The 23,198-nt window shown below is 69.8% G+C and carries 29 protein-coding genes; 12 read left to right on the top strand and 17 right to left on the bottom strand.

The window, feature by feature from the left end:
- The first annotated feature begins 118 nt into the window (after positions 1-118).
- From fumC to gmk, 4 genes are all read left to right on the top strand, one after another.
- On the top strand, positions 119-1,510 hold the full coding sequence (gene fumC / locus J7495_RS16435) for a class II fumarate hydratase (protein WP_294057865.1): 1,392 nt from the start codon (positions 119-121) through the stop codon (positions 1,508-1,510).
- Positions 1,511-1,740: 230 nt separating this feature from the next.
- Positions 1,741-1,941, top strand: coding sequence for a hypothetical protein (locus tag J7495_RS16430; RefSeq protein WP_294057863.1), 201 nt, complete (start codon positions 1,741-1,743; stop codon positions 1,939-1,941).
- The gene (locus J7495_RS16425; protein ID WP_294057861.1) at positions 1,938-2,135 is read left to right on the top strand and encodes a hypothetical protein; all 198 of its coding nucleotides are present in this window, start codon (positions 1,938-1,940) and stop codon (positions 2,133-2,135) included. Before J7495_RS16430 ends, J7495_RS16425 begins: the two co-directional genes overlap by 4 nt.
- A gap of 59 nt (positions 2,136-2,194) precedes the next feature.
- Positions 2,195-2,851, top strand: a complete 657-nt coding sequence (gene gmk / locus J7495_RS16420) for a guanylate kinase (protein ID WP_294057860.1) — start codon at positions 2,195-2,197, stop codon at positions 2,849-2,851.
- Positions 2,852-2,970: 119 nt separating this feature from the next.
- On the opposite strand, the gene J7495_RS16415 is transcribed toward gmk, so the two are convergent.
- The 5 genes from J7495_RS16415 to crcB form a co-directional block, all read right to left on the bottom strand.
- Positions 2,971-3,660 carry an ATP12 family protein gene (locus J7495_RS16415; RefSeq protein ID WP_294057858.1) on the bottom strand — a complete coding sequence of 230 codons (690 nt, stop codon included), beginning with the start codon at positions 3,658-3,660 and terminating at the stop codon, positions 2,971-2,973.
- Positions 3,657-3,878: a hypothetical protein gene (locus J7495_RS16410; protein WP_294057856.1), complete on the bottom strand. Its 222-nt coding sequence runs from the start codon at positions 3,876-3,878 to the stop codon at positions 3,657-3,659. The genes J7495_RS16415 and J7495_RS16410 overlap by 4 nt, the downstream gene beginning before the upstream one ends.
- Positions 3,875-4,537: an HAD-IA family hydrolase gene (locus tag J7495_RS16405; RefSeq protein ID WP_294057855.1), complete on the bottom strand. Its 663-nt coding sequence runs from the start codon at positions 4,535-4,537 to the stop codon at positions 3,875-3,877. The genes J7495_RS16410 and J7495_RS16405 overlap by 4 nt, the downstream gene beginning before the upstream one ends.
- A 109-nt stretch (positions 4,538-4,646) precedes the next feature.
- Complete coding sequence (locus tag J7495_RS16400; RefSeq protein ID WP_294057854.1) at positions 4,647-5,750, bottom strand: RluA family pseudouridine synthase; 1,104 nt, start codon at positions 5,748-5,750, stop codon at positions 4,647-4,649.
- On the bottom strand, positions 5,747-6,124 hold the full coding sequence (gene crcB / locus J7495_RS16395) for a fluoride efflux transporter CrcB (protein ID WP_294057853.1): 378 nt from the start codon (positions 6,122-6,124) through the stop codon (positions 5,747-5,749). The genes J7495_RS16400 and crcB overlap by 4 nt, the downstream gene beginning before the upstream one ends.
- A 395-nt stretch (positions 6,125-6,519) precedes the next feature.
- Between crcB and J7495_RS16390 the strand changes: the two genes are divergently transcribed.
- Positions 6,520-7,092 carry a TMEM165/GDT1 family protein gene (locus J7495_RS16390; RefSeq protein WP_294057852.1) on the top strand — a complete coding sequence of 191 codons (573 nt, stop codon included), beginning with the start codon at positions 6,520-6,522 and terminating at the stop codon, positions 7,090-7,092.
- A 39-nt stretch (positions 7,093-7,131) separates the two neighbouring features.
- On the opposite strand, the gene J7495_RS16385 is transcribed toward J7495_RS16390, so the two are convergent.
- Positions 7,132-7,860: a hypothetical protein gene (locus tag J7495_RS16385; protein ID WP_294057850.1), complete on the bottom strand. Its 729-nt coding sequence runs from the start codon at positions 7,858-7,860 to the stop codon at positions 7,132-7,134.
- Between the two features lie 124 nt (positions 7,861-7,984).
- On the opposite strand from J7495_RS16385, the gene J7495_RS16380 reads away from it, so the two are divergent.
- Positions 7,985-8,212, top strand: coding sequence for a hypothetical protein (locus J7495_RS16380; RefSeq protein ID WP_294057849.1), 228 nt, complete (start codon positions 7,985-7,987; stop codon positions 8,210-8,212).
- 57 nt (positions 8,213-8,269) lie between these two features.
- Here J7495_RS16380 and J7495_RS16375 read toward each other — a convergent pair whose 3' ends face one another.
- Together J7495_RS16375 and J7495_RS16370 are read right to left on the bottom strand one after the other, a co-directional pair.
- The gene (locus tag J7495_RS16375; RefSeq protein WP_294057847.1) at positions 8,270-8,818 is read right to left on the bottom strand and encodes a glycine zipper 2TM domain-containing protein; all 549 of its coding nucleotides are present in this window, start codon (positions 8,816-8,818) and stop codon (positions 8,270-8,272) included.
- Positions 8,819-8,927: 109 nt separating this feature from the next.
- Positions 8,928-9,752, bottom strand: a complete 825-nt coding sequence (locus J7495_RS16370) for a class I mannose-6-phosphate isomerase (protein ID WP_294057845.1) — start codon at positions 9,750-9,752, stop codon at positions 8,928-8,930.
- 147 nt (positions 9,753-9,899) lie between these two features.
- Between J7495_RS16370 and J7495_RS16365 the strand changes: the two genes are divergently transcribed.
- From J7495_RS16365 to J7495_RS16355, 3 genes are all read left to right on the top strand, one after another.
- Entirely contained in the window at positions 9,900-10,703 is an 804-nt protein-coding gene (locus J7495_RS16365) for an outer membrane protein assembly factor BamD (protein ID WP_294057844.1), read from the top strand.
- A gap of 73 nt (positions 10,704-10,776) precedes the next feature.
- Positions 10,777-12,432: a DNA repair protein RecN gene (gene recN, locus J7495_RS16360; protein ID WP_294057842.1), complete on the top strand. Its 1,656-nt coding sequence runs from the start codon at positions 10,777-10,779 to the stop codon at positions 12,430-12,432.
- A 201-nt stretch (positions 12,433-12,633) separates the two neighbouring features.
- A complete protein-coding gene (locus tag J7495_RS16355; RefSeq protein WP_294057841.1) occupies positions 12,634-13,005 on the top strand; it encodes a hypothetical protein in 372 nt (123 codons plus the stop codon).
- 90 nt (positions 13,006-13,095) lie between these two features.
- On the opposite strand, the gene J7495_RS16350 is transcribed toward J7495_RS16355, so the two are convergent.
- The 3 genes from J7495_RS16350 to tgt all read right to left on the bottom strand — a co-directional run bounded on the left by J7495_RS16350 (position 13,096) and on the right by tgt (position 15,717).
- Complete coding sequence (locus tag J7495_RS16350) at positions 13,096-14,067, bottom strand: cell wall hydrolase (RefSeq protein ID WP_294057840.1); 972 nt, start codon at positions 14,065-14,067, stop codon at positions 13,096-13,098.
- Between the two features lie 159 nt (positions 14,068-14,226).
- A complete protein-coding gene (locus tag J7495_RS16345; RefSeq protein WP_294057839.1) occupies positions 14,227-14,547 on the bottom strand; it encodes a hypothetical protein in 321 nt (106 codons plus the stop codon).
- Between the two features lie 30 nt (positions 14,548-14,577).
- The gene (gene tgt, locus J7495_RS16340; RefSeq protein WP_294057838.1) at positions 14,578-15,717 is read right to left on the bottom strand and encodes a tRNA guanosine(34) transglycosylase Tgt; all 1,140 of its coding nucleotides are present in this window, start codon (positions 15,715-15,717) and stop codon (positions 14,578-14,580) included.
- 186 nt (positions 15,718-15,903) lie between these two features.
- On the opposite strand from tgt, the gene J7495_RS16335 reads away from it, so the two are divergent.
- The gene (locus tag J7495_RS16335; protein ID WP_294057837.1) at positions 15,904-16,230 is read left to right on the top strand and encodes a cupin domain-containing protein; all 327 of its coding nucleotides are present in this window, start codon (positions 15,904-15,906) and stop codon (positions 16,228-16,230) included.
- Positions 16,231-16,365: 135 nt separating this feature from the next.
- Here the strand turns inward: J7495_RS16335 and J7495_RS16330 are convergent, their stop codons facing one another.
- Positions 16,366-17,355 carry a helix-turn-helix domain-containing GNAT family N-acetyltransferase gene (locus tag J7495_RS16330; protein WP_294057836.1) on the bottom strand — a complete coding sequence of 330 codons (990 nt, stop codon included), beginning with the start codon at positions 17,353-17,355 and terminating at the stop codon, positions 16,366-16,368.
- Between the two features lie 102 nt (positions 17,356-17,457).
- On the opposite strand from J7495_RS16330, the gene J7495_RS16325 reads away from it, so the two are divergent.
- The gene (locus tag J7495_RS16325; protein ID WP_294057835.1) at positions 17,458-18,021 is read left to right on the top strand and encodes a hypothetical protein; all 564 of its coding nucleotides are present in this window, start codon (positions 17,458-17,460) and stop codon (positions 18,019-18,021) included.
- Positions 18,022-18,033: 12 nt separating this feature from the next.
- Here J7495_RS16325 and J7495_RS16320 read toward each other — a convergent pair whose 3' ends face one another.
- Genes J7495_RS16320 through J7495_RS16310 form a run of 3 tightly spaced genes read right to left on the bottom strand, consistent with a single transcriptional unit; the run spans position 18,034 to position 20,326 of the window.
- The gene (locus tag J7495_RS16320; protein WP_294057834.1) at positions 18,034-18,750 is read right to left on the bottom strand and encodes an HAD-IA family hydrolase; all 717 of its coding nucleotides are present in this window, start codon (positions 18,748-18,750) and stop codon (positions 18,034-18,036) included.
- Complete coding sequence (locus J7495_RS16315; protein WP_294057833.1) at positions 18,719-19,732, bottom strand: cation diffusion facilitator family transporter; 1,014 nt, start codon at positions 19,730-19,732, stop codon at positions 18,719-18,721. Before J7495_RS16315 ends, J7495_RS16320 begins: the two co-directional genes overlap by 32 nt.
- Positions 19,733-19,774: 42 nt before the next feature.
- Positions 19,775-20,326: an EF-hand domain-containing protein gene (locus tag J7495_RS16310; protein WP_294057832.1), complete on the bottom strand. Its 552-nt coding sequence runs from the start codon at positions 20,324-20,326 to the stop codon at positions 19,775-19,777.
- Positions 20,327-20,481: 155 nt separating this feature from the next.
- Between J7495_RS16310 and J7495_RS16305 the strand changes: the two genes are divergently transcribed.
- Positions 20,482-21,114 (top strand): UPF0149 family protein, encoded by a 633-nt coding sequence (locus J7495_RS16305; protein ID WP_294057831.1) that lies wholly within the window; start codon positions 20,482-20,484, stop codon positions 21,112-21,114.
- A gap of 12 nt (positions 21,115-21,126) precedes the next feature.
- On the opposite strand, the gene queA is transcribed toward J7495_RS16305, so the two are convergent.
- Positions 21,127-22,182 carry a tRNA preQ1(34) S-adenosylmethionine ribosyltransferase-isomerase QueA gene (queA, locus tag J7495_RS16300; protein ID WP_294057830.1) on the bottom strand — a complete coding sequence of 352 codons (1,056 nt, stop codon included), beginning with the start codon at positions 22,180-22,182 and terminating at the stop codon, positions 21,127-21,129.
- A gap of 39 nt (positions 22,183-22,221) precedes the next feature.
- Positions 22,222-22,935 (bottom strand): peptidylprolyl isomerase, encoded by a 714-nt coding sequence (locus J7495_RS16295; RefSeq protein WP_294057828.1) that lies wholly within the window; start codon positions 22,933-22,935, stop codon positions 22,222-22,224.
- Between the last annotated feature and the right edge of the window lie 263 nt (positions 22,936-23,198).

The raw sequence follows: 23,198 nt of genomic DNA, 5'->3' as shown, positions 1-23,198 counted from the left end.
AGGGGGAGCGGGCCGGCACCGCCATGCGCCGTGAGGCGCACTCCAAACACGTCCGGCGGGTTGTCCTGCGGGCCCGCTTGCGCCTAGAGCGCGCGCGAAACGCCTTCCGGAGGACCCCGTGACCGATACCCGCACCGAAACCGATTCGATCGGCGCGATCGAAGTGCCTGCCGCCGCCTATTGGGGCGCGCAGACCCAGCGCTCGATCGAGAATTTCCCCTTCGGCGCAATGGAGCGGATGCCGCTCGGCATCGTCCATGCCCAGGCGATCGTGAAGCAGGCCGCGGCGCGGGTGAACGTCAAGCACGGGCTCGACCCCGAGATCGCCAAGGTGATCGACCAGGTCGCGCAGGAGATCGTCGACGGCAAGCTCGACGACCAGTTCCCGCTGGTGATCTGGCAGACCGGCAGCGGCACCCAGACCAACATGAACGTCAACGAAGTCATCGCCGGCCGCGCCAACGAGATCCTCACCGGCAAGAAGGGCGGCAAGTCGCCGATCCATCCGAACGATCACGTCAACATGGCGCAATCGTCGAACGATTCGTTCCCCACCGCGCTCCACATCGCCGCGGCTCGCGCGGTGACGCTCAAGCTCTATCCTGCGCTCGCCACGCTCCACGCCTCGATCGAGGCGAAGGTCGAGGCCTGGGATCACATCGTCAAGATCGGCCGCACGCACCTCCAGGATGCGACGCCGCTGACGCTCGGCCAGGAATTCTCGGGCTATGCCGCGATGCTCGAGTCGGCGAAGGCGCGCTTCGCCTCGGTGCTCGAGATCGACATCTTCAAGCTCGCGCTCGGCGGCACCGCGGTCGGCACCGGGCTCAACTCGCCCCCGGGCTATGCCGAGGACGTCGCGGCCGAGATCGCCAACATCACCGGCCTCCCGTTCGTCACCGCGCCCAACAAGTTCGAGGCGCTGGCGACCAAGGACCAGCTGGTGAACCTCTCGGGCGTCTGCAACACGCTCGCGGTGTCGCTCAACAAGATCGCCAACGACATCCGCCTGCTCGGCTCGGGCCCGCGCTCGGGCCTCGGCGAGCTCGACCTGCCGGCGAACGAGCCGGGCAGCTCGATCATGCCGGGCAAGGTGAACCCCACCCAGAGCGAATCGCTGACGATGGTCGCGGCGCAGGTGATCGGCAACCATATGGCCGTCACGGTGGGCGGCATGCAGGGCCATTTCGAGCTCAACGTGTTCAAGCCGCTGATCGGCTCGAATGTGCTGCGCTCGATCGAGCTGATGTCGGTCGGCATGGTGAGCTTCGCCGAGCGCGCGGTCGACGGCGCCAAGGCCAACGAGGCGCGGATCAAGGAGCTGGTCGACCGCTCGCTGATGCTGGTGACCGCGCTGGCGCCGGCGATCGGCTACGACAATGCCGCCAAGATCGCCAAGAACGCGCACGAGAAGGGGCTGACGCTCAAGGAGAGCGGCCTCGCGCTCGGGCTCGTCGACGAAGCGACGTTCGACAAATACGTCCGCGCGGAGACGATGATCGGGCGCTGATGTCCAATTCCTCCCCTGCACAGCAGGGGAGGGGGACCGCCGCCGAAGGCGGTGGTGGAGGGGCGCGCCGAAGGCGCGGGGCCCGCTCGAAGCTCAGGACAAACGCCGCTTCGCGGCGCCCCTCCACCGCCTTCGGCGGTCCCCCTCCCCCAGCAAGCTGGGGGAGGATTGAGGGAACCCGCCCCCCTCTCGATCGCTTTTCTCCCGAACCAGTTTCGGGAAGGAAGACCATGATCGGGGACGCAATCGCAGGCTGGATCGGCCGCAGCATCGACCGTCGCGACGGCGAGGGCGGCACGATGGGCGCCATCCTCGGCGTCGGCGCCTGGGAAGTCGCCAAGCGCGTGGTGCCGGCGGCGCTGCTGCTGGGCGGTGCGGTGCTCGGCGCGCGTTATGTCTCGGCCAGGCTCCAGCCGGCGACCGCGCCGTGATCGGCAAGATCATGGGCGCGCTGATCGGCCGCTCGATCGATCGGCGCGATGGCCATGGCGGCCTGAAGGGCATGGCGCTCGGAGTCGCCGTCGAGCGCGTGCTCAAGCGACTCGGCCCGATCGGCTGGATCGTCGGCGGACTGCTATGGCTGGTGGCCCGGCTGTTGTTCGGACGCAAGCGGCGGTATCGTTAGGCGACACCCGCGCGGCGACTGGCGCTTGACGGCCCCTGGCTGCCGGGCCACTAGCGCCCATGCCCCAGCGCACCGAATCCGATCCGCATGGCTTCAAGCGCCGCGGCGTGCTGTTCGTCCTGTCCTCGCCGTCGGGTGCGGGCAAGTCGACGATCGCGCGCAAGCTGCTCGGCGCCGACAACCAGCTGGAGATGTCGGTCTCCTACACCACCCGCGCGCCGCGCCCGGGCGAGAAGGACGGCGTCGACTATCATTTCACCGATCTCGAGGGGTTTCGCGCGATGGTCGCGAACCACGAGTTCCTCGAATGGGCGCATGTCTTCGACCATCGCTACGGCACGCCCAAGGCGCAGGTCGACCAGATCCTCGCCTCGGGCCGCGACGTGCTGTTCGATATCGACTGGCAGGGCGCGCAGCAGCTGTTCCAGCTCGCCGGCGGCGACGTGGTGCGGGTGTTCATCCTGCCGCCGTCGCTCAAGGTGCTGCGCGAGCGGCTCGACAAGCGCGCGACCGACACCGCCGAGGTGATCGACCGGCGGATGGCGCGGGCCGAGAATGAAGTCAGCCACTGGGACGGCTATGACTATGTCCTGGTCAACGACGACGTCGAGGAATGCTATTCGTCGGTGCACACGATCCTGAACGCAGAGCGGCTGAAGCGCTCGCGCCAGACCGGGCTGATCGGCTTCATCCGGAGCCTGACCAAGTCGGGGTGAGTTCCGGACGCGCCACTGCCTAACCGTCATCCCGGCGAAAGCCGGGACCCAGAGTTACGAAGGGCATCGCTTGCGGCCCTGGGTCCCGGCTTTCGCCGGGATGACGACTGAGGTGGGTGTCAGAGCAACCCCAGGAACCGCGCGCCCGCGTCGAATTCCCCGCGCTTCGACTCGCGCGCCAGCGTCGCGAGCTCGTCCTCGCCCCATTGCTCGGCCTGCCAGGCCTCGTCGACCAGCGCGGCGGCCCAGGCGACGTCCCGCGACACCGCGCCTTCGAGCAGCGCCAGCCCGATCAGCAGCGAGCCGCTGACCGTCACCAGCGGTGACAGCCCCGCCAGGTGGAACGCGTCGAGCACGCCCACCGCTTCGCCCAGCCGCGCGATCGTCGCGGGCGGCTGGGGCTTGTGGATCACCCCCGCAACCGTCTCGAAATGCACGTCGTAGCGGCCGCGCGCCCAGTCGAGCAGCGGGTCCCAATGCTCGGCCTGGCGCTCGACCAACGGCGGCGGCTCGGCGGCGCGGTAGCAGGTGAGGTCGCTCTCGCCATAGGCCGCGAGGCTCGCGGCGAAGCGCGCGCGGTCCGGCGCCACGCGATCGATCGCGGCATTGGCGAGGCCGGTGAGCGGCATCGCGCGCGGGTCGATCGTCTCCGCCACTGCGTGCCACTCGCCCGCGATCGCCGCGGCGAGCTGCGGCGTCGGCAGCGCGAGTTCGGCGCGGCCGGGGGTGCGCACCAGCCGGCCGTCGAGGCGCAATGCGTGGCCGTGCGCCGTCTCCTCGACGGCGATGTCTTTCCAGAAGCGCCTCATGCCTCCGGCGGCGTCCGCCAGCGGCGTGCCATCGCGCGGGGCACGACGGCCATGACATAGAGCGCCGACAGGATGATCGCGCCGCCGAGCACGCTGCCTTCCCAGCTCGACGAGCGGCCGGCGATCACGAGGCCGAGCACGGCGCCTGCAGTGGCGGCGATGTTGACGGCGGCCATCGCGAAATAGCGGTTGCGCGCCTGCGCTTCGGGGGTGGTCATAGGCTCTCCAGCTGCCGGACGAGATCGAGCGGATGCCCGGCGATCATCGCCGCGCCCGCTTCGGCCAGCTCATGCGGGTCATGATAGCCCCATGCGACGCCGATTGCATGCGCGCCGGTGGCCCGCGCCATCGCGATGTCGAAGCTGGTGTCGCCGATCATCGCGGTGGTGTCGGGCGTCGCACCGGCCTCGGCGATCGCCGCCTCGAGCATCGAGGGGTGCGGCTTCGACGGATGCCGGTCGGCGGTCTGCAGCGTGACGAAGCGCGCGCGCAGGCCATGGTGCTCGAGGATCGCGATCAGCCCGCGGTCGGACTTGCCCGTCGCGATGCCGAGCAGCCAGCCCGTGGCGTCGAGCGCGGCGATCGTCTCGGCGATCCCGTCGAACAGCGGCTCGGGGTCGAGCGCGCCGTTCGATCGCATCGCGAAGAAGGCGCGCTTGTACGAGTCGGCCATCGCCTCGTGGAGCGCGGGATCGCCTTCGGGCAGCAGCCGCGCGATCGCGGGGACGAGGCTGAGCCCGACGATCCGCCGAATCGCCGCGCGCTCGGGTGGCTCGAACCCGGCCTCGGCGAAGGCGGCCTCCATCGCCCGGCAGATGTTCGCCTGGCTGTCGACGAGCGTGCCGTCGCAATCGAACACGGCGAGGCGGTTGGTCATGCGGGCACGCGGCCCGCGATCCTGAGGTGTTTCGACATCTCCGATCTCCCCCGCAGCTGCCGCGCTGCTAGGGCAGGGAAGGCGCCGCGACAATGGGGTGCCGGGAACCTCAGCGCGCCTTGCCCCGGCTCCGCCGCTCGCCGCGGCGCTCCTTGCGGACGGTCTTGGCGTGCGCGCGCGCGCGCGCCTTCTGCTGCTCGCGCGTCGGCGGGGTGGGGCCGTCGTCGAAGGGGAGCGCGTCGCCCTGCGCTTCCTCGAAGCCCAGCGTCGACAGCGATTCGGCGATATGGCCGGGGAGCGGCGCGGTGACGTCGAGCTTGCCCCCGTCGGGATGGTCGATGCGGATGCGCCGCGCGTGGAGGTGCATCTTGCGGCTGATCCCGCCGGTCAGGAATGCCTCCTGCCCGCCGTATTTGCCGTCGCCAACGATCGGATGGCCGATCGCCGCCATATGGACGCGCAGCTGGTGCGTGCGCCCGGTATAGGGCTGGAGCTCGACCCAGGCGGCGCGGTTGCCGGCGCGCTCGATCACGCGGTAGCGCGAGCGGGCGGGCTGGCCGTTCTCGCTTTCGTCGACATGCATCTTCTCGCCGCCGGTGCCCGGCTGCTTGCCGATCGGCAGGTCGATCACCCCATCGGCGATGTCGGGCACGCCGACGACGAGGGCCCAATAGACTTTTCGGGCCGTGCGGCCCGAGAAGCTCTTCGCGAAATAGGCCGCGGCGCGGGCCGAGCGGGCGAGGAGCAGCGCGCCCGAGGTGTCCTTGTCGAGCCGGTGGACGAGCTTGGGTCGCCCCTCGGCTTCGAACTGGAGCGCGTCGAGCAGGCCGTCGACGTGATCATGCGTCTTGGTGCCGCCCTGCGTCGCGAGGCCGGGCGGCTTGTTGAGCACCAGCGCCGCGGCGTCCTTGTGGATCACCATCTCGCGCATGAACGTGACCTGGTCGTCGCTGAGCGGCGCGCGCTGGGGCTTGGCCCTGGCCGCCGGCGTGGGCGCTTCGGCCGGAGGGACGCGGATCACCTGGCCCGCGGTCACTCGGTCGCCCGGCTGCGCGCGCGCGCCGTCGACGCGGAGCTGGCCGGTGCGCGCCCAGCGCGAGACGATGTTGAAGCTGACGTCCTCGAGATGCCGCTTGAACCAGCGGTCGAGCCGGATGCCGTCGTCGTCGGCGCCAACGGTGAACTGGCGGACGCCGGTCTCGTCCTTACTCATGCGACCGCCCTCACGGCGGCGAGGCCGAGCGCGAGCGCGATCAGCGAGCCGATCACCGAGACCAGCGCATAGCCGAGCGCGGTCATCCAGTCGCCGCGCTCGATCATCACCATCGCGTCGAGCGAAAAGGCCGAGAAAGTGGTGAAGCCGCCGAGCACGCCGACGCCGAGCAGCAGCCGCCAGCTCTCGCCGCCCTGGCCGAAGCGCGCGAGGCTGCCGGCGAGCACGCCCATCAGCATGCCGCCGGCGAGGTTCACGGTGAGCGTGCCCCAGGGGTAGTTCGGCCCGAGCCAGCCGAGCATCAGCTTGCCGGTCAGGAAACGCGCCGCGGAGCCGAGGGCGCCGCCGAGCATGACGAGGAGGATGTGGGGCATCCGCCGCCGGTAGCGCGGAATGGCCGGGGGTTCAAATCATCCCGAGGGAGGCGAGCGCTCGCTCCTTGCCGTCATCCCGGCGAAAGCCGGGACCCAGGGCCGCGAGCGATGTCCTTTGTAACCCTGGGTCCCGGCTTTCGCCGGGATGACGGTTGGGGAGCGCGATGTGACCGAAGGGTTGCGGTTGACGCAAGCCGCTGCTACCCGCGCCTTGTCCCTTGGGGAGTAGCCACCGCTTCGGCGGGGCCCGGCGTCAACATGCTCGGTCGAGAGGCCGTGGCGCGGGAGGGGCGGGAAACCGCCCGGGTGAGACCATCGGCATCGGGCCTCCGTTCACCGGGCGGGAGGCAAGATGCCGTTGCGTCCATCGCCTGCCCGGCCCGAAGGAACCTCTCGTGGAAGCATTGCTCACCTCCACCGCGATCGTCGCGCTCGCCGAGATCGGCGACAAGACCCAGCTTCTCGCGATCGTGCTCGCGACGCGCTTCAAGCGGCCCGTGCCGATCATCCTGGGCATCCTCTGCGCGACCTTGGTCAACCATTTCCTCGCCGCGCTGATCGGTGCCGAGGCTGGCAAGCTGCTCGACGGCGCGTGGTTTCGCTACCTCATCGCGGCGTCGTTCATCGCCATGGGGCTGTGGACGCTGATCCCCGACAAGCTCGACGACGACGGCGGGGCCAAGCCGGCGCGGTTCGGCGCGTTCGTGACGACTTTGGTGGCCTTCTTCCTCGTTGAGATGGGCGACAAGACGCAGGTCGCGACGATCGCGCTGGGCGCGCGCTTCCACGACGCGCTCGCGGTGACCGCGGGAACGACGCTGGGGATGATGCTGGCGAACGTGCCCGCAGTGCTGGCGGGGAAGATGCTGATCGACCGGATCCCGATGAAGCTGGTGCATGGCCTCGCGGCGCTGCTGTTCATCGTGATCGGCGTGTGGCTGGTCCTGCAGACGGCGGGATGGTTGTGACGTCCGACTCCCCTCCCTTCCAGGAGGGGAATGGGAGCCTCAAATCCCGTTGTTCGCCACCAGGTCCACGTCGGTCCCGCCGTCGGCGCGCGAACTGAGGTACAGCACATAAGCCCCGCCGTCGCGGTCGCGCGTGCCGCCGAGGATGTGCTCGTCGCCATCGACCTGATGCTCGGCGGTGTACCCGGCGCGCACTGCCCTGGTGTAATACCAGTCCAGTGTGCCCTGCATGCCGACGGGGAGCGAGAAGCTCACCACGCGCAGCGCACATTCACCGGTCTCGGTGCCCGCCGCCTCGGTCACTCGCGCCTGGGGATGGAGCGGCAGGTCGCGCGGCAGGCGCTGCGCCCAGCCGGCCGAATATTGGAGGTTCGCCGCGCAGCCCGAGGTGCGCTTGTCCGCCTGGCGCGCCGCGAGCCCGCCGAGCGTGGCGCTCTCGCGCGCCGCCGAGCAGGCAGTGCAGCCCTTGTCGGCCGTGGTGGGGGCGGGGGTCTTCATCAGCGGGCCGTCGTTGGCCGCCGCCGACGTTCCGGCGGCATTGTCCGAGGGAACGCCGGCCGAATAGGCGCCGCTCGCCGGGCGTACCGCCTGGCCGTTCGACTGCTGCGACAGCTGCGGATCGACCATGATCTGGCCCTGGAGCGCGCTCGCCAGCGCCGGATCGACGGCGTTGGCGTTGCTGGTCGCATCGGCGCTCTCGTCGCTTCCGCCGCACGCAGCGAGCGCGAGCGGCAGGAGGAGAGACAGGAAACCGGTCCGGCGGATCATCGAAGGGCGCTCCCGCATGTGGCGGCAAGCATCGCCGAGGAAGGTTAAGATAGCGTTCGGCCAAAGTACGCCGCCGCCGCCGTTCTATCTTGCCAACACACCCCCGGCGCGCCATATCGGGGGCATGGTGAACATCCTCTCGATCCTCGTCGGCGCTCTTGCCTTCCTGATCGCGCTGATCGGCATCTTCCCGATTCCGTTGCTGCCGCTGGTCAACTGGATCGCGCTGCCGCTCGCGATCATCGGCGCGGCGTTGGGCGTCGTCTCGGGCAAGACCTCGGGCCGCAACCTCAACCTCCTGGTGATCCTGATCAGCGGGCTGCGCCTGTTCTTCACCGGCGGCTTCATCTGATAGGAAAAGGGCCCGGCGCAAGCGCCGAGCCCTTCCCTCTCCACAGCCCTTGAGGGCTCAGCGGCAGCGGACGTTGCCGCGGTCGATCGCCGAGCCGACCGACGCGCCGAGCGCCGCGCCCAGCAGCGTGCCGATCGTCGCATTGCGACCGTTCGACAATGCGTTGCCGAACAGTCCGCCGGCGACGCCGCCGACGATCAGGCCGGTCGTCCCATCCGAGCGGCGGCAGTAATAGCGGCCGTCGCGCCCGCGATAGATGCGGTCGTTCCGGGTCAGGCGGCGCTCGCTGTAATAGCGGCCGTCGCGATAGAAATCGTCGGCGTAATAGGCGCCGCCGTTCGCGCCGCGGTTCCAGTCGTAATAGCGATAGCTGCGCCAGTCGCGGCGATCGCGATTCCAGTCGCGACGGTCGCGATTGTACTGGCGCTGCGCGTCGCGGACGTCGTCGCGGCAGTCCTGCTGCTCGCGGCGATATTCGCGGGCATTGTCGGCATTGCGCAGGTCGCGCGCGCACTCGCGCTGCGCATCGCGCACGTTGCGGTTGTAATCCTGACGCGGCGTCTGCGCCATCGCGGGCAGCGCCGGGATCATGACCGCGGCGGTCATGGCAGCGGCAAGCAGGCGGGTTCGCATCACTCTCTCCTGTCCTTGTGGGAAGTGGCGAACCAACGTCCCGCCGCGGCAAGGGTTTCGTGAACGAGTCGTTATGTCGGGTTCATAGTCGCCGCGCGCCCGGATAGGCGAACAGCAGGTCGCTGCCCACCGCCGCCTCGAGCTCGGCCTCGCCTTCGAGCGTCAGGCACTCGCCTGCGCGGAAGGCGACGCCATCGGCCACGCCTTCGCCGGCGAGCGGCACCAGCCAGCCCTCGACGCCTTGCGGAAGCGCGACCTTGCGGTGGCCGCCCCCCCAGCGCTCGAGCACGAACTTGGGGCCCTCGACCAGGATCGTCCGCCCCGGCTCGACCGGGCCGGGCATCGGATGCGGTGTATAGGGCACCGGCTCGGAGACGGCGACGCCTTCGTCGAGATGCAGCTCGCGCGGCCGGCCATAGTCGTAGAGCCGGTAGGTGGTCTCGCTGTTCTGCTGGACTTCGACCAGCGTGATCCCCGCGCCGATCGCGTGGATCGTGCCCGAGCCCGAATAGAAGAAGTCGCCCGCCTTCACCTGCTTCCAGTCGAGCAGCGCCTCGATCGAGCCGTCGAGCGCAGCGGCGCGCAGCGTCTCGCGGTCGACCGGCGCCTTGGTGCCCAGCGCGATCGTCGAATCGGGCTCGGCCGCCAGGATCACCCAGCATTCGTCCTTGCCGCGCGGCAGCCCGGCGGCATGCGCCTGCTCGTCGTTGGGATGGACCTGGACCGAGAGCTTCTCGCTGGTGAAGAGATATTTGATCAGCAGGTCGGGCGTGCTGTTGCCGGGGCTCTGGAACCAGATCTCGCCCACCGGATCTCCCTCGGCCGAAGGATCGGCGAAGCCCGGCCAGAGATGGTGGCGGCCCCAGGGCTTCTCGACGCGGTGGGTGGCGAGCAGCGTAGCGGTCAACGGACGACTCCCGGTTTGAGATTGCTTTCTACCGCAACGCACAAGCCGTGTCGCGCGATCCGCCCCGAAACCGCCTCGAATCCGCCCTCAAACGGCAATGCGATTCCGGTTGTTGGCCGGGAGCTCACTCGTTAGGAACAGGCACCTATGCGTGCATACCGCTTTCGTTCGCTTGCGCTGGTGGCAATCGCCGTCGTCGCGCTTCCCCTCGCCGGCTGCTCGCGCAAGAGCGCGCGGGCGGACCTGCCCTATGTCGCGCGCGACGTGGGCACGCTCTATCTCGCCGCCAAGGACCGGCTCGACAAGAAGCAGTACAAGCTCGCCGCCGCGCTGTTCGACGAAGTCGAGCGCCAGCACCCCTATTCGGTGTGGGCGCGCCGCGCGCAGCTGATGGGCGCGTTCAGCTACTACCTCGCGAAGGACTATTCGAACGCGATCCAGTCGGCGCAGCGCTTCCTCGCGGTGCACCCGGGCAACCGCGACGCGCCCTATGCCTATTATCTCGTCGGCATCAGCTATTACGAGCAGATCCAGGACGTCACGCGCGACCAGAAGATCACCCAGCAGGCGCTCGATTCGCTCGGCGAGCTGACGCGCCGCTATCCCAACACCCGTTACGCCGCCGATGCGCGGCTGAAGATCGATCTGGTGCGCGACCATCTGGCGGGCAAGGAGATGGAAGTCGGCCGCTTCTACGAGCGCCGCGGCCAGTGGCTCGCCGCCACCGTGCGCTTCCGCAACGTGATCGACACCTACCAGACCACCACCCACACGCCCGAGGCGCTGATGCGGCTCACCGAGACCTATCTGGCGCTCGGCGTGCCCGAGGAGGCCAACAAGGCGGCGGCGGTGCTAAGCAGCAACTATCCGGGCTCGGACTGGTATCAGCGCGCGTACAAGCTGATGCAGGCGCACCAGGACAAGCTGGCGGCGGTGCCCAAGGCGCAGTGAAGGAAGGCGCAATGGACGCGGGCTGTGGCACCCGCTTCCGTTCTTCCTCCGTTCCTGCAATAACGGCGCGCGCATGCTGACCGCGCTTTCCATCCGCGACGTGGTGCTGATCGAGGCGCTCGACCTCGAGTTCGCGCCGGGCCTGGGCGTGCTCACCGGCGAGACCGGGGCGGGCAAGTCGATCCTGCTGGACGCGCTCGGGCTCGCGCTCGGCGGGCGCGGCGAGAGCTCGCTCGTCCGCCAGGGCGCGGCGCAGGCGAGCGTCGCCGCCACCTTCGATCCGCCGCCAGGCATCGCCGAGGCGGTCGCCGACAGCGGGATCGAGATCGAGCCCGGCGAGCCGCTGATCATCCGCCGCATCGTCAAGGCCGATGGCGGCAGCCGCGCCTTCGTCAACGACCAGCCGGCGTCGGCGGCGCTCCTCCGCGAACTGGGCGGCAAGCTCGTCGAGATCCACGGCCAGCACGACGACCGCGGGCTACTGAACCCGCGCGGGCATCGCGCCTTGCTCGACGCGTTCGCGCGGAGCGACGCCGAATCGGTCGCGGGGGTGTATCGCACCTGGCGCGAGGCCGAGGATGCGCTCGCCGCGGCCAGGGCCGAGCAGGACAGCGCCGAGCGCGATCGCGAATGGCTCCAGCACGCCGTCGCCGAGCTGCGCACCCTCGCGCCCGAGCCGGGCGAGGAGGAGCGGCTCGCCGAGCGGCGCGCGGTCATGCAGCGCGGCGAGAAGATCTCGGGCGAGCTCCAGGCCGTCGCCGAGCTGATCGAAGGCGCCGACGGCGGGCTTGCGCAGCTGCGCCAGGCGGCGCGGATCCTCGACCGCATCTCGGGCGATCACGAAGCGCTGGGCGAAGCGCTCGCGGCGCTCGACCGCGCGATCACCGAGGCAGGCGAGGCGCAGGCGCAGGTCGACACTGCGGCCGAGGCGCTGGCGTTCGATCCCGCCGCGCTCGAGGCCGACGAGACCCGGCTGTTCGAGCTGCGCGGCGTGGCGCGCAAGCACCGCGTCCAGCCCGACGAACTGGCGGCGCTGGCGGAGGAGCTGGAGGCGAGGCTCGCGCGGATCGAGGACGGCGGCGCGGGCGTCGCGCGGCTCGAGCTGGCGGTGGAGGAAACGCGGCGCGCTTATACGCAAGCGGCGCGGGCGCTCTCGGCGGTGCGGGTGGAAGCGGCGACTCGGCTCGACCTGGCGGTGGCGGCCGAGCTCAAGCCGCTGAAGCTCGACGCGGCGCGCTTCCGCACCGTGGTCGAGCAGCTGCCCGAAGCGCAATGGGGCGCGGGCGGGATCGACCGCGTCGAGTTCCTGGTCTCGACCAATCCGGGCGCGCCGTTCGCGCCGCTGATGAAGATCGCATCGGGCGGCGAGCTGTCGCGCTTCATCCTCGCGATGAAGGTCGCGCTCGCCGAGGAGGGCGGGGCGAAGACGCTGATCTTCGACGAGATCGACCGCGGCGTCGGCGGCGCCGTGGCGAGCGCGATCGGCGAGCGGCTCGCGCGGCTGGCGGGTACCGCGCAGCTGCTGGTGGTGACGCACAGCCCCCAGGTCGCGGCGCGCGGCTCGCAGCATCTGCTGATCGCCAAGAGCCACGACGGCTTCGTCACGCGCACCGGCGTGACTCCGCTCGACGCCGGCCAACGGCGCGAGGAGATCGCGCGTATGCTCTCCGGCGCGACGATCACCGACGAGGCGCGCGCGCAGGCCGAGCGGCTGATCGAGCCGGCGTGACTTCGCTCGATTAGCCGCCAACCCGGTTTTCGCCGCGATGATCGTGGTTTGGCAGGCGCCGTTAACAAAGCTGAACGAACGTTTCGCAGCTGACACAGCTTGCGACACAAAAGCCACGCACATGGGACAAGCGCGCGACAGGCGCGTTCCATACAGGTCCCAGGCCGCGAGGGGCGGCCCCGTTCAATGAGGAGAGACACCATGAAGAAGATCGCAATCCTGCTCGCCAGCCTGAGCGCAGTCGCCGCCGCGGTTCCCGCGACCGCCGCGCCGCTCTCGCCGGCCCCCGCCTTCCAGGGCGGCGTGTGGCAGAACATCAACGCGCGCCAGGCGCGGATCGAAGCCAAGATCAACCAGGGCATCCGCTCTGGGGCGCTCACGCGCAGCGAAGCGGCGAACCTCCGCAGCCAGTTCCGCGCGATCGCCGCGCTCGAGGCTCGCTATCGCCAGTCGCGCCCCGGCCTGACCATGGCCGAGCGCGCCGACCTGGACCGCCGCTTCGACGCGCTCGAGCGCAGCATCCGCATCCAGAAGAGCGACCGCGACACCCGCGGCCACGGCCGTCACCGCTGATCGGCCGCCGCCGCCGACCAGGAAGGGCTCCGCCGCAAGGCGGGGCCCTTCGCTTTTCCGGGCCGGCGACGGAGTTGGGTTATGCCCGGTTCAGCGGATCGGCTTGCCGCTGTCCTTCCAGCGATCGAGGATCTGCGAATCGTCGGTGACCGGCGCCTGCGCGCGCGCGGTCGCGGGGGCGGGAGCGTAGCCGGGGAGCGGGTCGCCGCTGTCGGCATAGGCGGGCTGGATCGTGTCGCGGGTGGTCGTCGCGGGCCGGGTCCGTGCGACGACGGCCGCAGGCGCAGCGACCGGTGCGGGATCGGCGCTGGGGTGCGGACCCGGAAGCGGCTCGCCGCCGCGATAGGCGCTGCTGAACGCCGCGAGCGTGCCCCAATAGCCCTTCCAGCGATGGAAGAAATGCGCCCCGAACGCGCCGGTCATCACCAGCGCGCGGTTCCACGAAGGGGTGACGGCGTAGGTGTGATAGTGCGTCGCGGTGCCGACCGCCGCGAACACCCCGCCGTCCAGCGCCGCGGCGGCGACTCGCGCGGCGCGGTCCCAGTACTGGCGCTCGGGCGCGCGGGCCATCGCGCCGTCGCAGGCGAAGCTGAACTGGCAGCCGCGCCGCTCGGAGCCCTGGAAGACGACGCCGCAGACGGTATGCGGGAAGGCCGGGTGGCGGACGCGGTTGAGCACCACCTGCGCCACCGCGCGCTGACCGTCGTCGGGCTCGCGCGCGGCTTCGTAATAGATCGCATCGGTGAGGCACTGGAGCGCGCGGGCGCGGTCGGTGGCGGTGCCGGCGAGCGCAAAGGGCCGCGCGGGCTGGATGCTCGCGTCGATCACGGCGTCGGCGGGCACAGGCAGGTCGGGCAGCTCGGCGGTGCCGGTCGTCCCCGAAGCGCTGCTCGGCGCCTCGGCATCGTCGATCACATCGTCATAGGCCGAGCCGGGGAAATGCTCCTCGGCTTCATAGCCCTGCGGCACGGGCGCGGGCGCCGCGACGCGCTTCGCCTGCGGTCCGAGCGCCTGCGCGGAAAAGCCGGCGCCGACCAGCGAGACGATCGCTGCCGCCAGCAAGCCCCGCGCCTGCATCCGAGTGAACCGCCGCCAGACCATCTGCCCATTCGCTCCCGGGGCAGGCTTATAGCCGATCGAGCTTAAGGATTCGCCACGCGATTCGGGCGCGTCCCGCGGCGAAACAGTTGATGGTTAACGTAATTTTCTCGTTGGCGAGCCTCAGTGCCCGCCACCCCTGGAGATCAGCAGCAGCACGCTCGCGAGGTTGAGCGCCATCGCCGCGATCAGCAGCGGATCGACCGGCCGGCCGGGTACGAGATAGCCCGACAGCACCAGCGAGAAGACCCCCAACGCAAAGGAATTCGACGCGATCAGCGCGCCGTTCGCGGTCCCTCTGGGGAGCATCGCCGAGACGACCAGCGCGACGGCGGCAAAAGCCTCGGGCCATTTGAGCACCGGGCTGTGCGCCACGCCGTCGAGCAAGCGCCAGCCGGTGCCCACACCCACCACCAGCGTCAGCAGCCTCAGCACCCACAGCATCGTCGGTCCCCCCTTGGTCGTGCGCTTCGATTAGCCGCTTTCGCTCGTGCGGCAATAGCGCGCGCGGAAGCCGTCGGCGAAGTCTTTGAGCCGGCCCTCGCCGATCGCCGCGCGCAGGTCGGCCATCAGGGTCTGGTAGAACCAGAGGTTGTGCTCGGTCATCAGCATCGCCCCCAGGATCTCGCCCGCGCGGACGAGGTGATGGAGATAGGCGCGGCTCCACTGCGCACAGACGGGGCAGGGGCATTCGGGGTCGAGCGGGCCCTGCTCCTCGGCGAACCTGGCGTTGCGGATGTTGATCGGCCCGGCGCGCGTGAAGGCCTGGCCGGTGCGGCCCGAGCGCGTGGGCAGCACGCAATCGAACATGTCGATCCCGCGCTCGACCGCGCCGACGATGTCGTCGGGCTTGCCCACGCCCATCAGGTAGCGCGGCCGGTCCTCGGGGAGCTGGCCCGGGGCATAGTCGAGCACCCCGAACATCGCTTCCTGGCCCTCGCCGACCGCGAGCCCGCCGACCGCATAGCCGTCGAACCCGATCTCGCGCAGCGCTTCGGCCGACGCCCCCCGCAGCTGCGCGTCGAGCGCGCCCTGCTGGATGCCGAACAGCGCCGCGCCTGACGCATGCTCGACACCGGCGTCGAAAGCATCGCGCGAGCGGCGCGCCCAGCGCATCGACCGCTCCATCGCGCGCGCCTGGACGTCGCGGGTCGAGGTGGTGGGGACGAGCTCGTCGAACGCCATCACGATGTCCGAGCCGAGCAGCCGCTGGATCTCCATCGATCGCTCGGGGCTCAGCATATGGCGCGAGCCGTCGAGGTGCGACTTGAACGAGACGCCTTGCTCGTCGCGGGTGGTGAGGTCGGAGAGGCTCATCACCTGGTAGCCGCCCGAATCGGTGAGGATCGGCCGGTCCCAGCCCATGAACCTGTGCAGCCCGCCCAGCCGGTGGACGCGCTCGGCGCCGGGGCGGAGCATCAGGTGATAGGTGTTGCCGAGCAGGATGTCGGCGCCCGCGGCGCGCACGTCGGCGGGCTTGACCGCCTTGACCGTGGCGGCGGTGCCGACGGGCATGAAGGCCGGCGTGCGGATCTCGCCGCGGCGCATCGCGATGGTCCCGAGCCGCGCCTTGCCGTCGGTCGCGTGGATGGTGAAGTCGAAGCGGGGAGGCATGGCGTGGGGCATTGCCCGCTGATGGCGCCAAAAACCAGCCCAATCCTCTCCCGGAGGGAGAGGGGGACCGCGAAGCGGTGGAGAGGGGTCTCCGCGAGCGACGTCGCCAAGGCTGAACTCCCCCTCCACCAGCCTGCGGCTGGTCCCCCTCCCCCTCCGGGGGAGGATTGGGCTACGAGGGAGGACATGACCGACAATCTCCTCGCCGACCTGCCCGATGCCCGCGCGGGCGAAGCCTTCACCGAGCTGCTCGCGCGCCCGGGGGTGCGGATCGAGCGGATCGTGTCGATGGGGCAGGCCACCCCCGAAGCCGAGCCGATGGTGCAGGGCTGGGACGAATGGGTGCTGCTGCTCGCCGGCGAGGCGGGGCTGCGGATCGAGGACGGGCCCGAGCTGCGGCTGGCGCCGGGGGATCACCTGCTGGTCCCCGCCGGCGCGCGGCATTGGGTGACCCATACGGCGAGCCCGACGGTGTGGCTCGCGCTCCACTTCGGCGCCCAAGTGGTGGTATAGAAGCGTAATACAGTTTACACGGTTGACACCGATAATGTGAAAAAACGCCGTTCGGCATGAACGAATGCCCGAAGGTCCCCGGAGGGACTCTGGTGTGGATCGACGATGCGAAAGAGCGGCACCCAGGCTCGCGCCTCAACTCCTATTTTGCAACCCGGCTGTCGAACCGGTCGGAGCCGGCCGGCTTTCGCCCCCGAATGTCGACTCGCCCTGAAGGTCCATTTCCCAGGTCTCGCCCAGCTCGGGCTTGCCGAACGCTTCGTGCACCTCGCTCGAGACCAGGCGCATGCCCGCCGCGGCGTAGATGCGCCGTGCGCTGGTGAGCACCGCGTGTGTCCAGAGCGTCAGCTTGCGATAGCCCGCCGCACGCGCGAACTCGACGCACGTCGCGACCAGCGCCTGGCCGATGCCGGTCCCCCGCGCATCCGGCTCGACATAAAGCAGCCGGAGCTTGGCGATCCCGTCACCCGCATCGACGAGGAACACCGAGCCGAGCATCCGCCCGCCGCGTTCCGCGACCCAGCATTGCTCGCGGCCTGGCCGGAAGTCGCGCAGGAAGGCGGTGACGACTTCGCCGAGCAGCACTTCCATGCCCCGGCCCCAGTCATAGCCCTCGTTGTAGAGGATCGCCTGGCGCGCGGCGATCATCCCCATGTCGCCGGCACGGAACGGGCGCAATGTCCAGGGCAGCGCGGCGCCCTCCATCAGCGTGCGCGCCGTGTCGAGCGCCTGGGCGAGCGCCCTGCTGCCGCCTTCGCCCAGCGCGCCGAGCGCGCGCTCGGCATCGGCGCGCGTCGCGGCGTCGAGCGACTCGAAGGCAACGCGGCCCGCCTCGGTTAGCGTGATCGGCCGGCGCCTTGCGTCGCTGCCGCGCCCGCGCGCGATCCAGCCGCGCTCCTCGAAGCGGCGCAGGATGCGGCTCGCATAGCCCGCGTCGAGGTCGAGCAGCGCCTGCAATTCGCTGGCGAGCACCGAGTCGCGGACGGCGATCTCGTAGAGCATCCGCGCTTCGGCGAGGCTCAGCTCGCTCCCCATGTAGCGCGGCGTGAGCACGCCGGCGAAGCGCGTGTGCACGCGGTTGAAGGCGCGGAAGCTGGTGACGGCCGAGTCGATTGCAGGGGTCATGCAGGATTGATGCGTCGATTAGTTGACTACGTCAAGTAATGATGCGGTTGAGCTGAACCCTCCGCCGCGTCATGCTGGCCGGGACACGCATGGGGGATGCGGATGGGACCCTATGAATATGTGCTGGTGCTCGCCTCGATCGTCGTCGGGCTGGCGATCAGCGACCTTCTGGTCAGCCTGAAGGGGCTGTTGCGCGCCCGGGCGCGCGTGACGTGGGACTGGGCGGCGCTCGCCGCTGCCGTGGCGGTGCTGATGGTCAACATCATGATCTGGTGGTCGCTCTATGCACCGAGCGAGAAGCCGACGACGATCGGCGCCTTCGTGCCGGTGCTCGTCCAGTTGATCCTGCTGTTCCTGCTCACCAGCGCGGTGCTGCCCGACGAGGTTCCCGCGGCGGGGCTGTCGCTCCGCGACTATTATGCCGAGAACCGGCGGTTCATCTGGACGCTGTTCGCGCTGACGCTCGCCTGGGCGCTGGGCCGCTCGATCGTCGAGGCGGCGATTCGCGACGGCCGGCTGGCGATCGGCGGGCGGATTCCGGACCTGGCGGTACTGGCGGTGATGGTCTCGATGATCGTCGTCCGCGCGCGCTGGTGGCACGGGCTCGTGCTCGCGCTGCTCATCCTCTCGGGCCCGGTCGCCTGGCTGTCTCGCTCGCTCGGCTGAGCGAGTCGTGCCTCAGCGATTCGCCTCGACGTAATCGAGGATGTCCTGCGGTGTGCGGAACAGCGCGTCGGGGCCGAGGCCGGCAAGCACGTCCTCGCTGGCATAGCCCCACAGCACCGAGCCGACGCGCATGCCCACTTCGCGCGCCGCGTCGATGTCGCGCGTCTCGTCGCCGACCGAAAGGACCTCGTCGGCGGCGATGCCGAGCTTCTTGAGCGTGCGGCGGAACTTGGGCGCCTTGCCGAACAGCGAGGAGCCGCAGGCGAAGAAGTCGATTCGTGCGGCATTCTCCTCGCCCAGGATCGCGCGGGCATTGGCCTCGGAGTTCGACGTCACCAGCGCGATCTTGACCCCGCTCGCGCGCAGCCGCTCGAGCAGGTCGGGGGTGCCGGGGAAGAGCTCGATCTGGTCGGCGTTCTGCCCGACCAGCCGGCGGACGTAGCGCGCGATCAGCGGCAGCTTCCAGCGCGCGATGCCGAGATAGTTGATCACTTCGCGCGAGCTCTTGTTCCGCAGCATCTCGACCTCATGGTCGGCGACGGTGCGGAAGCGGAACTTCGCCGCCAGCTCGTCGACCACCGAGAGGAACCAGTCGCCGCTGTCCGACAGCGTGCCGTCGAAATCGAAGATGACCAGGCGAATCGGCGGGAGCTCCCCCGCGGCGGACGCGCGCAGGCCCGGCGCGCCCGGCGCCGTCTCAGCCATGTGCGTGGCCGTGATCATGTTCATTCCCCGTTTCCGCCCCTTCATGGCCATGCGTCATGCGGCATTCCGCCCCGTCGCCCAATTCGATCTGCACGGTCGTATGCTCGATTCCGAAATCGTGCGCCAACCGCTGCTGCAGGTCCATCAGGAATGCGTCACCCGGATGACCATCGGGCATCACGAGGTGCGCCGTGAGCGCCGCTTCGGTGGTGCTCATAGGCCAGATATGGAGATCGTGCACGCGGCAAACCCCGGGCAGGCCCTCGAGCAGCGCCTCGACCGCCTCGGGATCGATCCCCGCGGGCACCGCGTGCATCGCCATGGTGAGCGATTCCTTGAGCAGCCCCCAGGTGCTCCAAAGGATCACGACGATGATCACGAGGCTGATCATCGGGTCGATCCAACTCATGCCGGTGAGCAGGATCAGCCCGCCGCCGATCACCACCCCGGCCGAGACCGCCGCATCGGCCGCCATGTGGAGGAAGGCGCCGCGGATGTTGACGTCGCCCTTGCGCCCGCTGACGAAGAGCAGCGCGGTAGAGAGGTTGATGACGATGCCCACCGCCGCGACGATCATCATCGTGCCGCCGGGCACCTGCGGCTGCCACGAGAGCCGCTGCCGCGCCTCGAGCGCGATCGCGCCGACCGCGACGAGCAGCAGCACCGCGTTGAACAGCGCGGCGAGGATCGTCGAGCCGCGATAGCCGTAGGTGAAGCGCTTCGATGCGGGCCGCTTGGCGAGCTCGGCGCCGCCCCAGGCGATCAGCAGCCCGAGCACGTCCGAGAGATTGTGCCCCGCGTCGGCGAGCAGCGCCATCGAGCCGATCCACATGCCGGCGAGCCCCTCGACCAGCACGAAGCCGAGGTTGAGCACCGTGCCGATCGCGAAGGCGCGGCCGAAGTCGGCGGGAGCGTGGACGTGTCCGTGCCCGTGCGAATGGCCGTGGGCATGGCTATGGCCGTGCCCGTGGCTGTGCCCGTGGTGGTCGTGAGAATGCGCGGCCATCGCCGCTGTCTTAGCGGGGCAAGTGCATGTGATGCTAGGACATCATTCGCCCGGGCCCATTCCGCCGCCGCCCTGGCTGCCGCCCCAGCCGCCGCGCCGCCGCATCCCGCCGCCCCGGCGGTCGCCCGGGCCCATCCCCGGTGCGCGGATCTGGATCAGCTCGCTGCGGGTGATCACGCCGTCCTTGTTGGCGTCGAAGCGCGTGAAATAGAGGTCGAAGCGCGCCGCCAGCTCGTCGAAGGTGATGCGGTTGTCGCCGTTGGTGTCGAGCTCGAACGGGCTGGGCAGCGCGTTGCGGTCGCCGAGCCAGGTCGCCGCCCAGTCCGAATAGCCGATATAGCCCGCCGAGCCGCCGCCGACCCCGGCCCAGGCGTGCCTCAGCCCCGCATCGAACTCGGCGCGGGTCACCCTGGCGTCGCCGTCCGAATCGAAGGCGGCGATCATCATCGCGACCGGCTCGGCGATGATCGTCGCGGCGGGCTGCTGCGAGCGGGCGTCCTGCGGCGGCGCGTCGCCGCGCGGGAGCCGATGGCCCGATTGGGCGAAGGCGGGCGTGGCGACCAGCAGGCCGGCGAGCAGCAGCAGGGGACGCATCAGGCAAGAATCTCCACACGAGGACGCCATCACAGAGCGCGGTATTGTGTCCGAGGCATGGCGACTCGCGGTAGCGGGCGCGCCATAGATGTCGCGGCTTGTCGCAGTGCCGAGGAGCGCTGCTATCATGGCCTCGCCATCGACGGGAGCGACTCGTGAACGATTATCTGGACGACCTCGAATCGCTGTTGCTGGGACTGGACGACGAGGGAATGCTGCTTTCGGAACTCGACGGTTTCGTGACCGGCGTGATCGTCAGCCCCGAACCGATCCCGCCGTCCGATTGGCTCCCCCGCATATGGAACGGAGGCGAGCCGCCCTTCGAGACCGATGGGGAGGCCGAGCGTTTCGTCGCCCTCGTCATGCGCCACCATGACGACACGGTGGCGAGCCTTGGGCGCCCGGGCGAATACGTGCCCCTGCTGGACACCGATCCGAGAGACGGTGAATCGCTATGGGAGCTCTGGATCGAAGGTTTCGCGCTCGCATTGAAGCTCGCGCCGAAAGGTTGGAACCGCCTGCGCGCCAGCGAAGACGCCGTCGCGAAAGCGGCGCTGGACGGGATCGTCACGCTCGTGGCGGTCGCGAACCGGACGATGAGCCTCGACGAGACCGGACTCATCGCTGCGCATGACGACGTGGGTGTCTTCCTCGCGAATTGGGTTCAATTGCTTCACGAATGGCGGCTCGAGAATGATCGGCGTCCCTCGGAAGGGAAGATCGGCCGAAACGATCGCTGTCCCTGCGGTTCGGGCAAGAAATACAAGAAATGCTGTGGCCTGAACTAGGCGGGAAGGGGACTATGGCAGCAGCAGCGACGCATCCCCGTAGGAATAGAAGCGATACCCTTCCGCGATCGCATGCGCATAGGCGTCCTGCATCCGCTCCAGCCCCATCAGCGCCGAGACCAGCATGAACAGCGTCGAGCGCGGCAGGTGGAAGTTGGTGATGAGCCCGTCGACGCCGCGGAAGCGATAGCCGGGGATGATGAAGATCGCGGTGTCGCCCTCGAACGGGCGGATCACGCCGTCCTCTCCGCAGGCGCTCTCGATCAGGCGGAGGCTGGTGGTGCCGACCGCGATCAGCCGCCCGCCCGCGTGGCGCACGGCGTTGAGCCGGTCGGCAGTGGCGGCGTCGATGCGGCCCCATTCGGCGTGCATGCGATGCGCGTCGGTGTCCTCGGCCTTGACCGGCAGGAACGTGCCCGCGCCGACGTGGAGCGTCAGCGTCGCATGCCCCACGCGCGCGGCGTCGAGCGCCTCGACCAGCTCCGGAGTGAAGTGGAGCGCCGCGGTGGGGGCCGCGACCGCGCCGGGCTCGGCGGCGAACATCGTCTGGTAATCCTCGGCATCGCGCGCGTCGGTCGGGCGTTTCGAGGCGATGTACGGCGGCAGCGGCATGTGTCCGGCGCGCTCGAGCAGCAGCTCGACCGGCTCGTCGCCGGCGAAGTCGAGTGCGAAGCTCCCGTCGTCGGCGCGGTCGGCGGCGATGGCGGTGACGCCGGCGCCGAAGTCGATCTCGTCGCCTTCGCGCAGCCGTTTGGCGTTGCGGACGAAGGCGCGCCAGCGCCGCGGCCCCTCGCGCTTGTGGAGCGTCGCGCCGATCTTCGGCCCCGCTGCGCTCTGTGCGCCGTCCCCGCGGGTCCCCCGGAGCCCCTGGAGCTGCGCGGGGATCACGCGCGTGTCGTTGAAGACGAGGCAGTCGCCGGGGCGGAGCTGTGCGGGCAGGTCGTGGACATGGAGGTCGCGCACCGCCTGGCCCTCGAGCACCAGCAGCCGCGCCGAATCGCGCGGCGCGGCCGGGCGCAGCGCGATCCGCTCGGGCGGGAGCTCGAAATCGAACAGGTCGACGTTCATCGCATCGCGGCGCTCCGAAGGGCGCCTGCTAACCTCGGGTCAGGGCTTGGGCGGCGCCGTGCCCGGTAGCGTCACTTCCTTCTCGCCCGCGGGCAGCACCTTGGCCGGCGCCTCGCCCTGATAGGCCGGCGGATTGTCCGAGCCGATATAGGCGTGGAGGATCTTGGTCGGGTTCGCGGGCGGCTCGCCGCGCTGGATCGCGTCGACCCATTGCATCCCCGAGATCACGCGCCCGAACACGGTGTAGTTCTCGTCGAACGAGAGCTTGGGCTCGAACATGATGAAGAACTGGCTGTTCGCGCTGTCCTTGTCCTCGGCGCGCGCGGCCGAGACGGCGCCGCGGACGTGCGGCAGGCGGCTGAACTCGGCGGGGACGTTGGGCAGGTCCGACCCCCCGGTGCCGTCGCCCTTGGGGTCGCCGCCCTGCGCCATGCCTTCGGGCGCGTCGTTGACGCGGTGGAAGACGGTGTTGTCGTAGAAATGCTGGCGCGTGAGGATCTTGATCCGCTCGACCATCTTGGGCGCGACGTCCGGGCGCAGCAGGATCACGACGCGGCCGCCCGAGGAGAGGTCGAGTACCCATTGATTCGTCGCGTCGTCGGGCGCGGGCGCCTTGAAGGCGTCGGGCGCGGCATTGACGTTGCCCAGGATGATCGGCTCGGGCTTCTGCTTGGGCCCGCCGCCTTGGGCCATTGCCGGCGACGAAACGAGAAGTGCGGCCAGGGCGGCCAGGGCAGCGGTCACGAAACGCATCAGGATCCTCACCGGGAGAAAGTCGTCGGCGCGCGGTCTAATCCAATCGGAGGAGCGCGCCTAGAGCATGTTCGGGCAGCGGTTGGGCCGAAAAAAGGCAATCCCTGCTGTTTCAGCAAAGCTGAAACAGATGCGGCACCGGCCCGCTCCCCCACCCGGCCACCCATAGAATAAACTTCCGTTGGGTGGCCGGGTGGGGGAGCGGGCCGGTGCCGCATCTGTTTCAGCTTTGCTGAAACAGCAGGGATTGCCTTTTTTCGGCC

The sequence above is a fragment of the Sphingomonas sp. genome, from assembly GCF_017745215.1.
In the GTDB taxonomy this organism is placed as follows: Bacteria; Pseudomonadota; Alphaproteobacteria; order Sphingomonadales; family Sphingomonadaceae; genus Sphingomonas.
The sequence above is the reverse complement of the archived record's forward strand: the minus strand, read 5'-3'. Positions and strand labels throughout refer to the sequence as shown.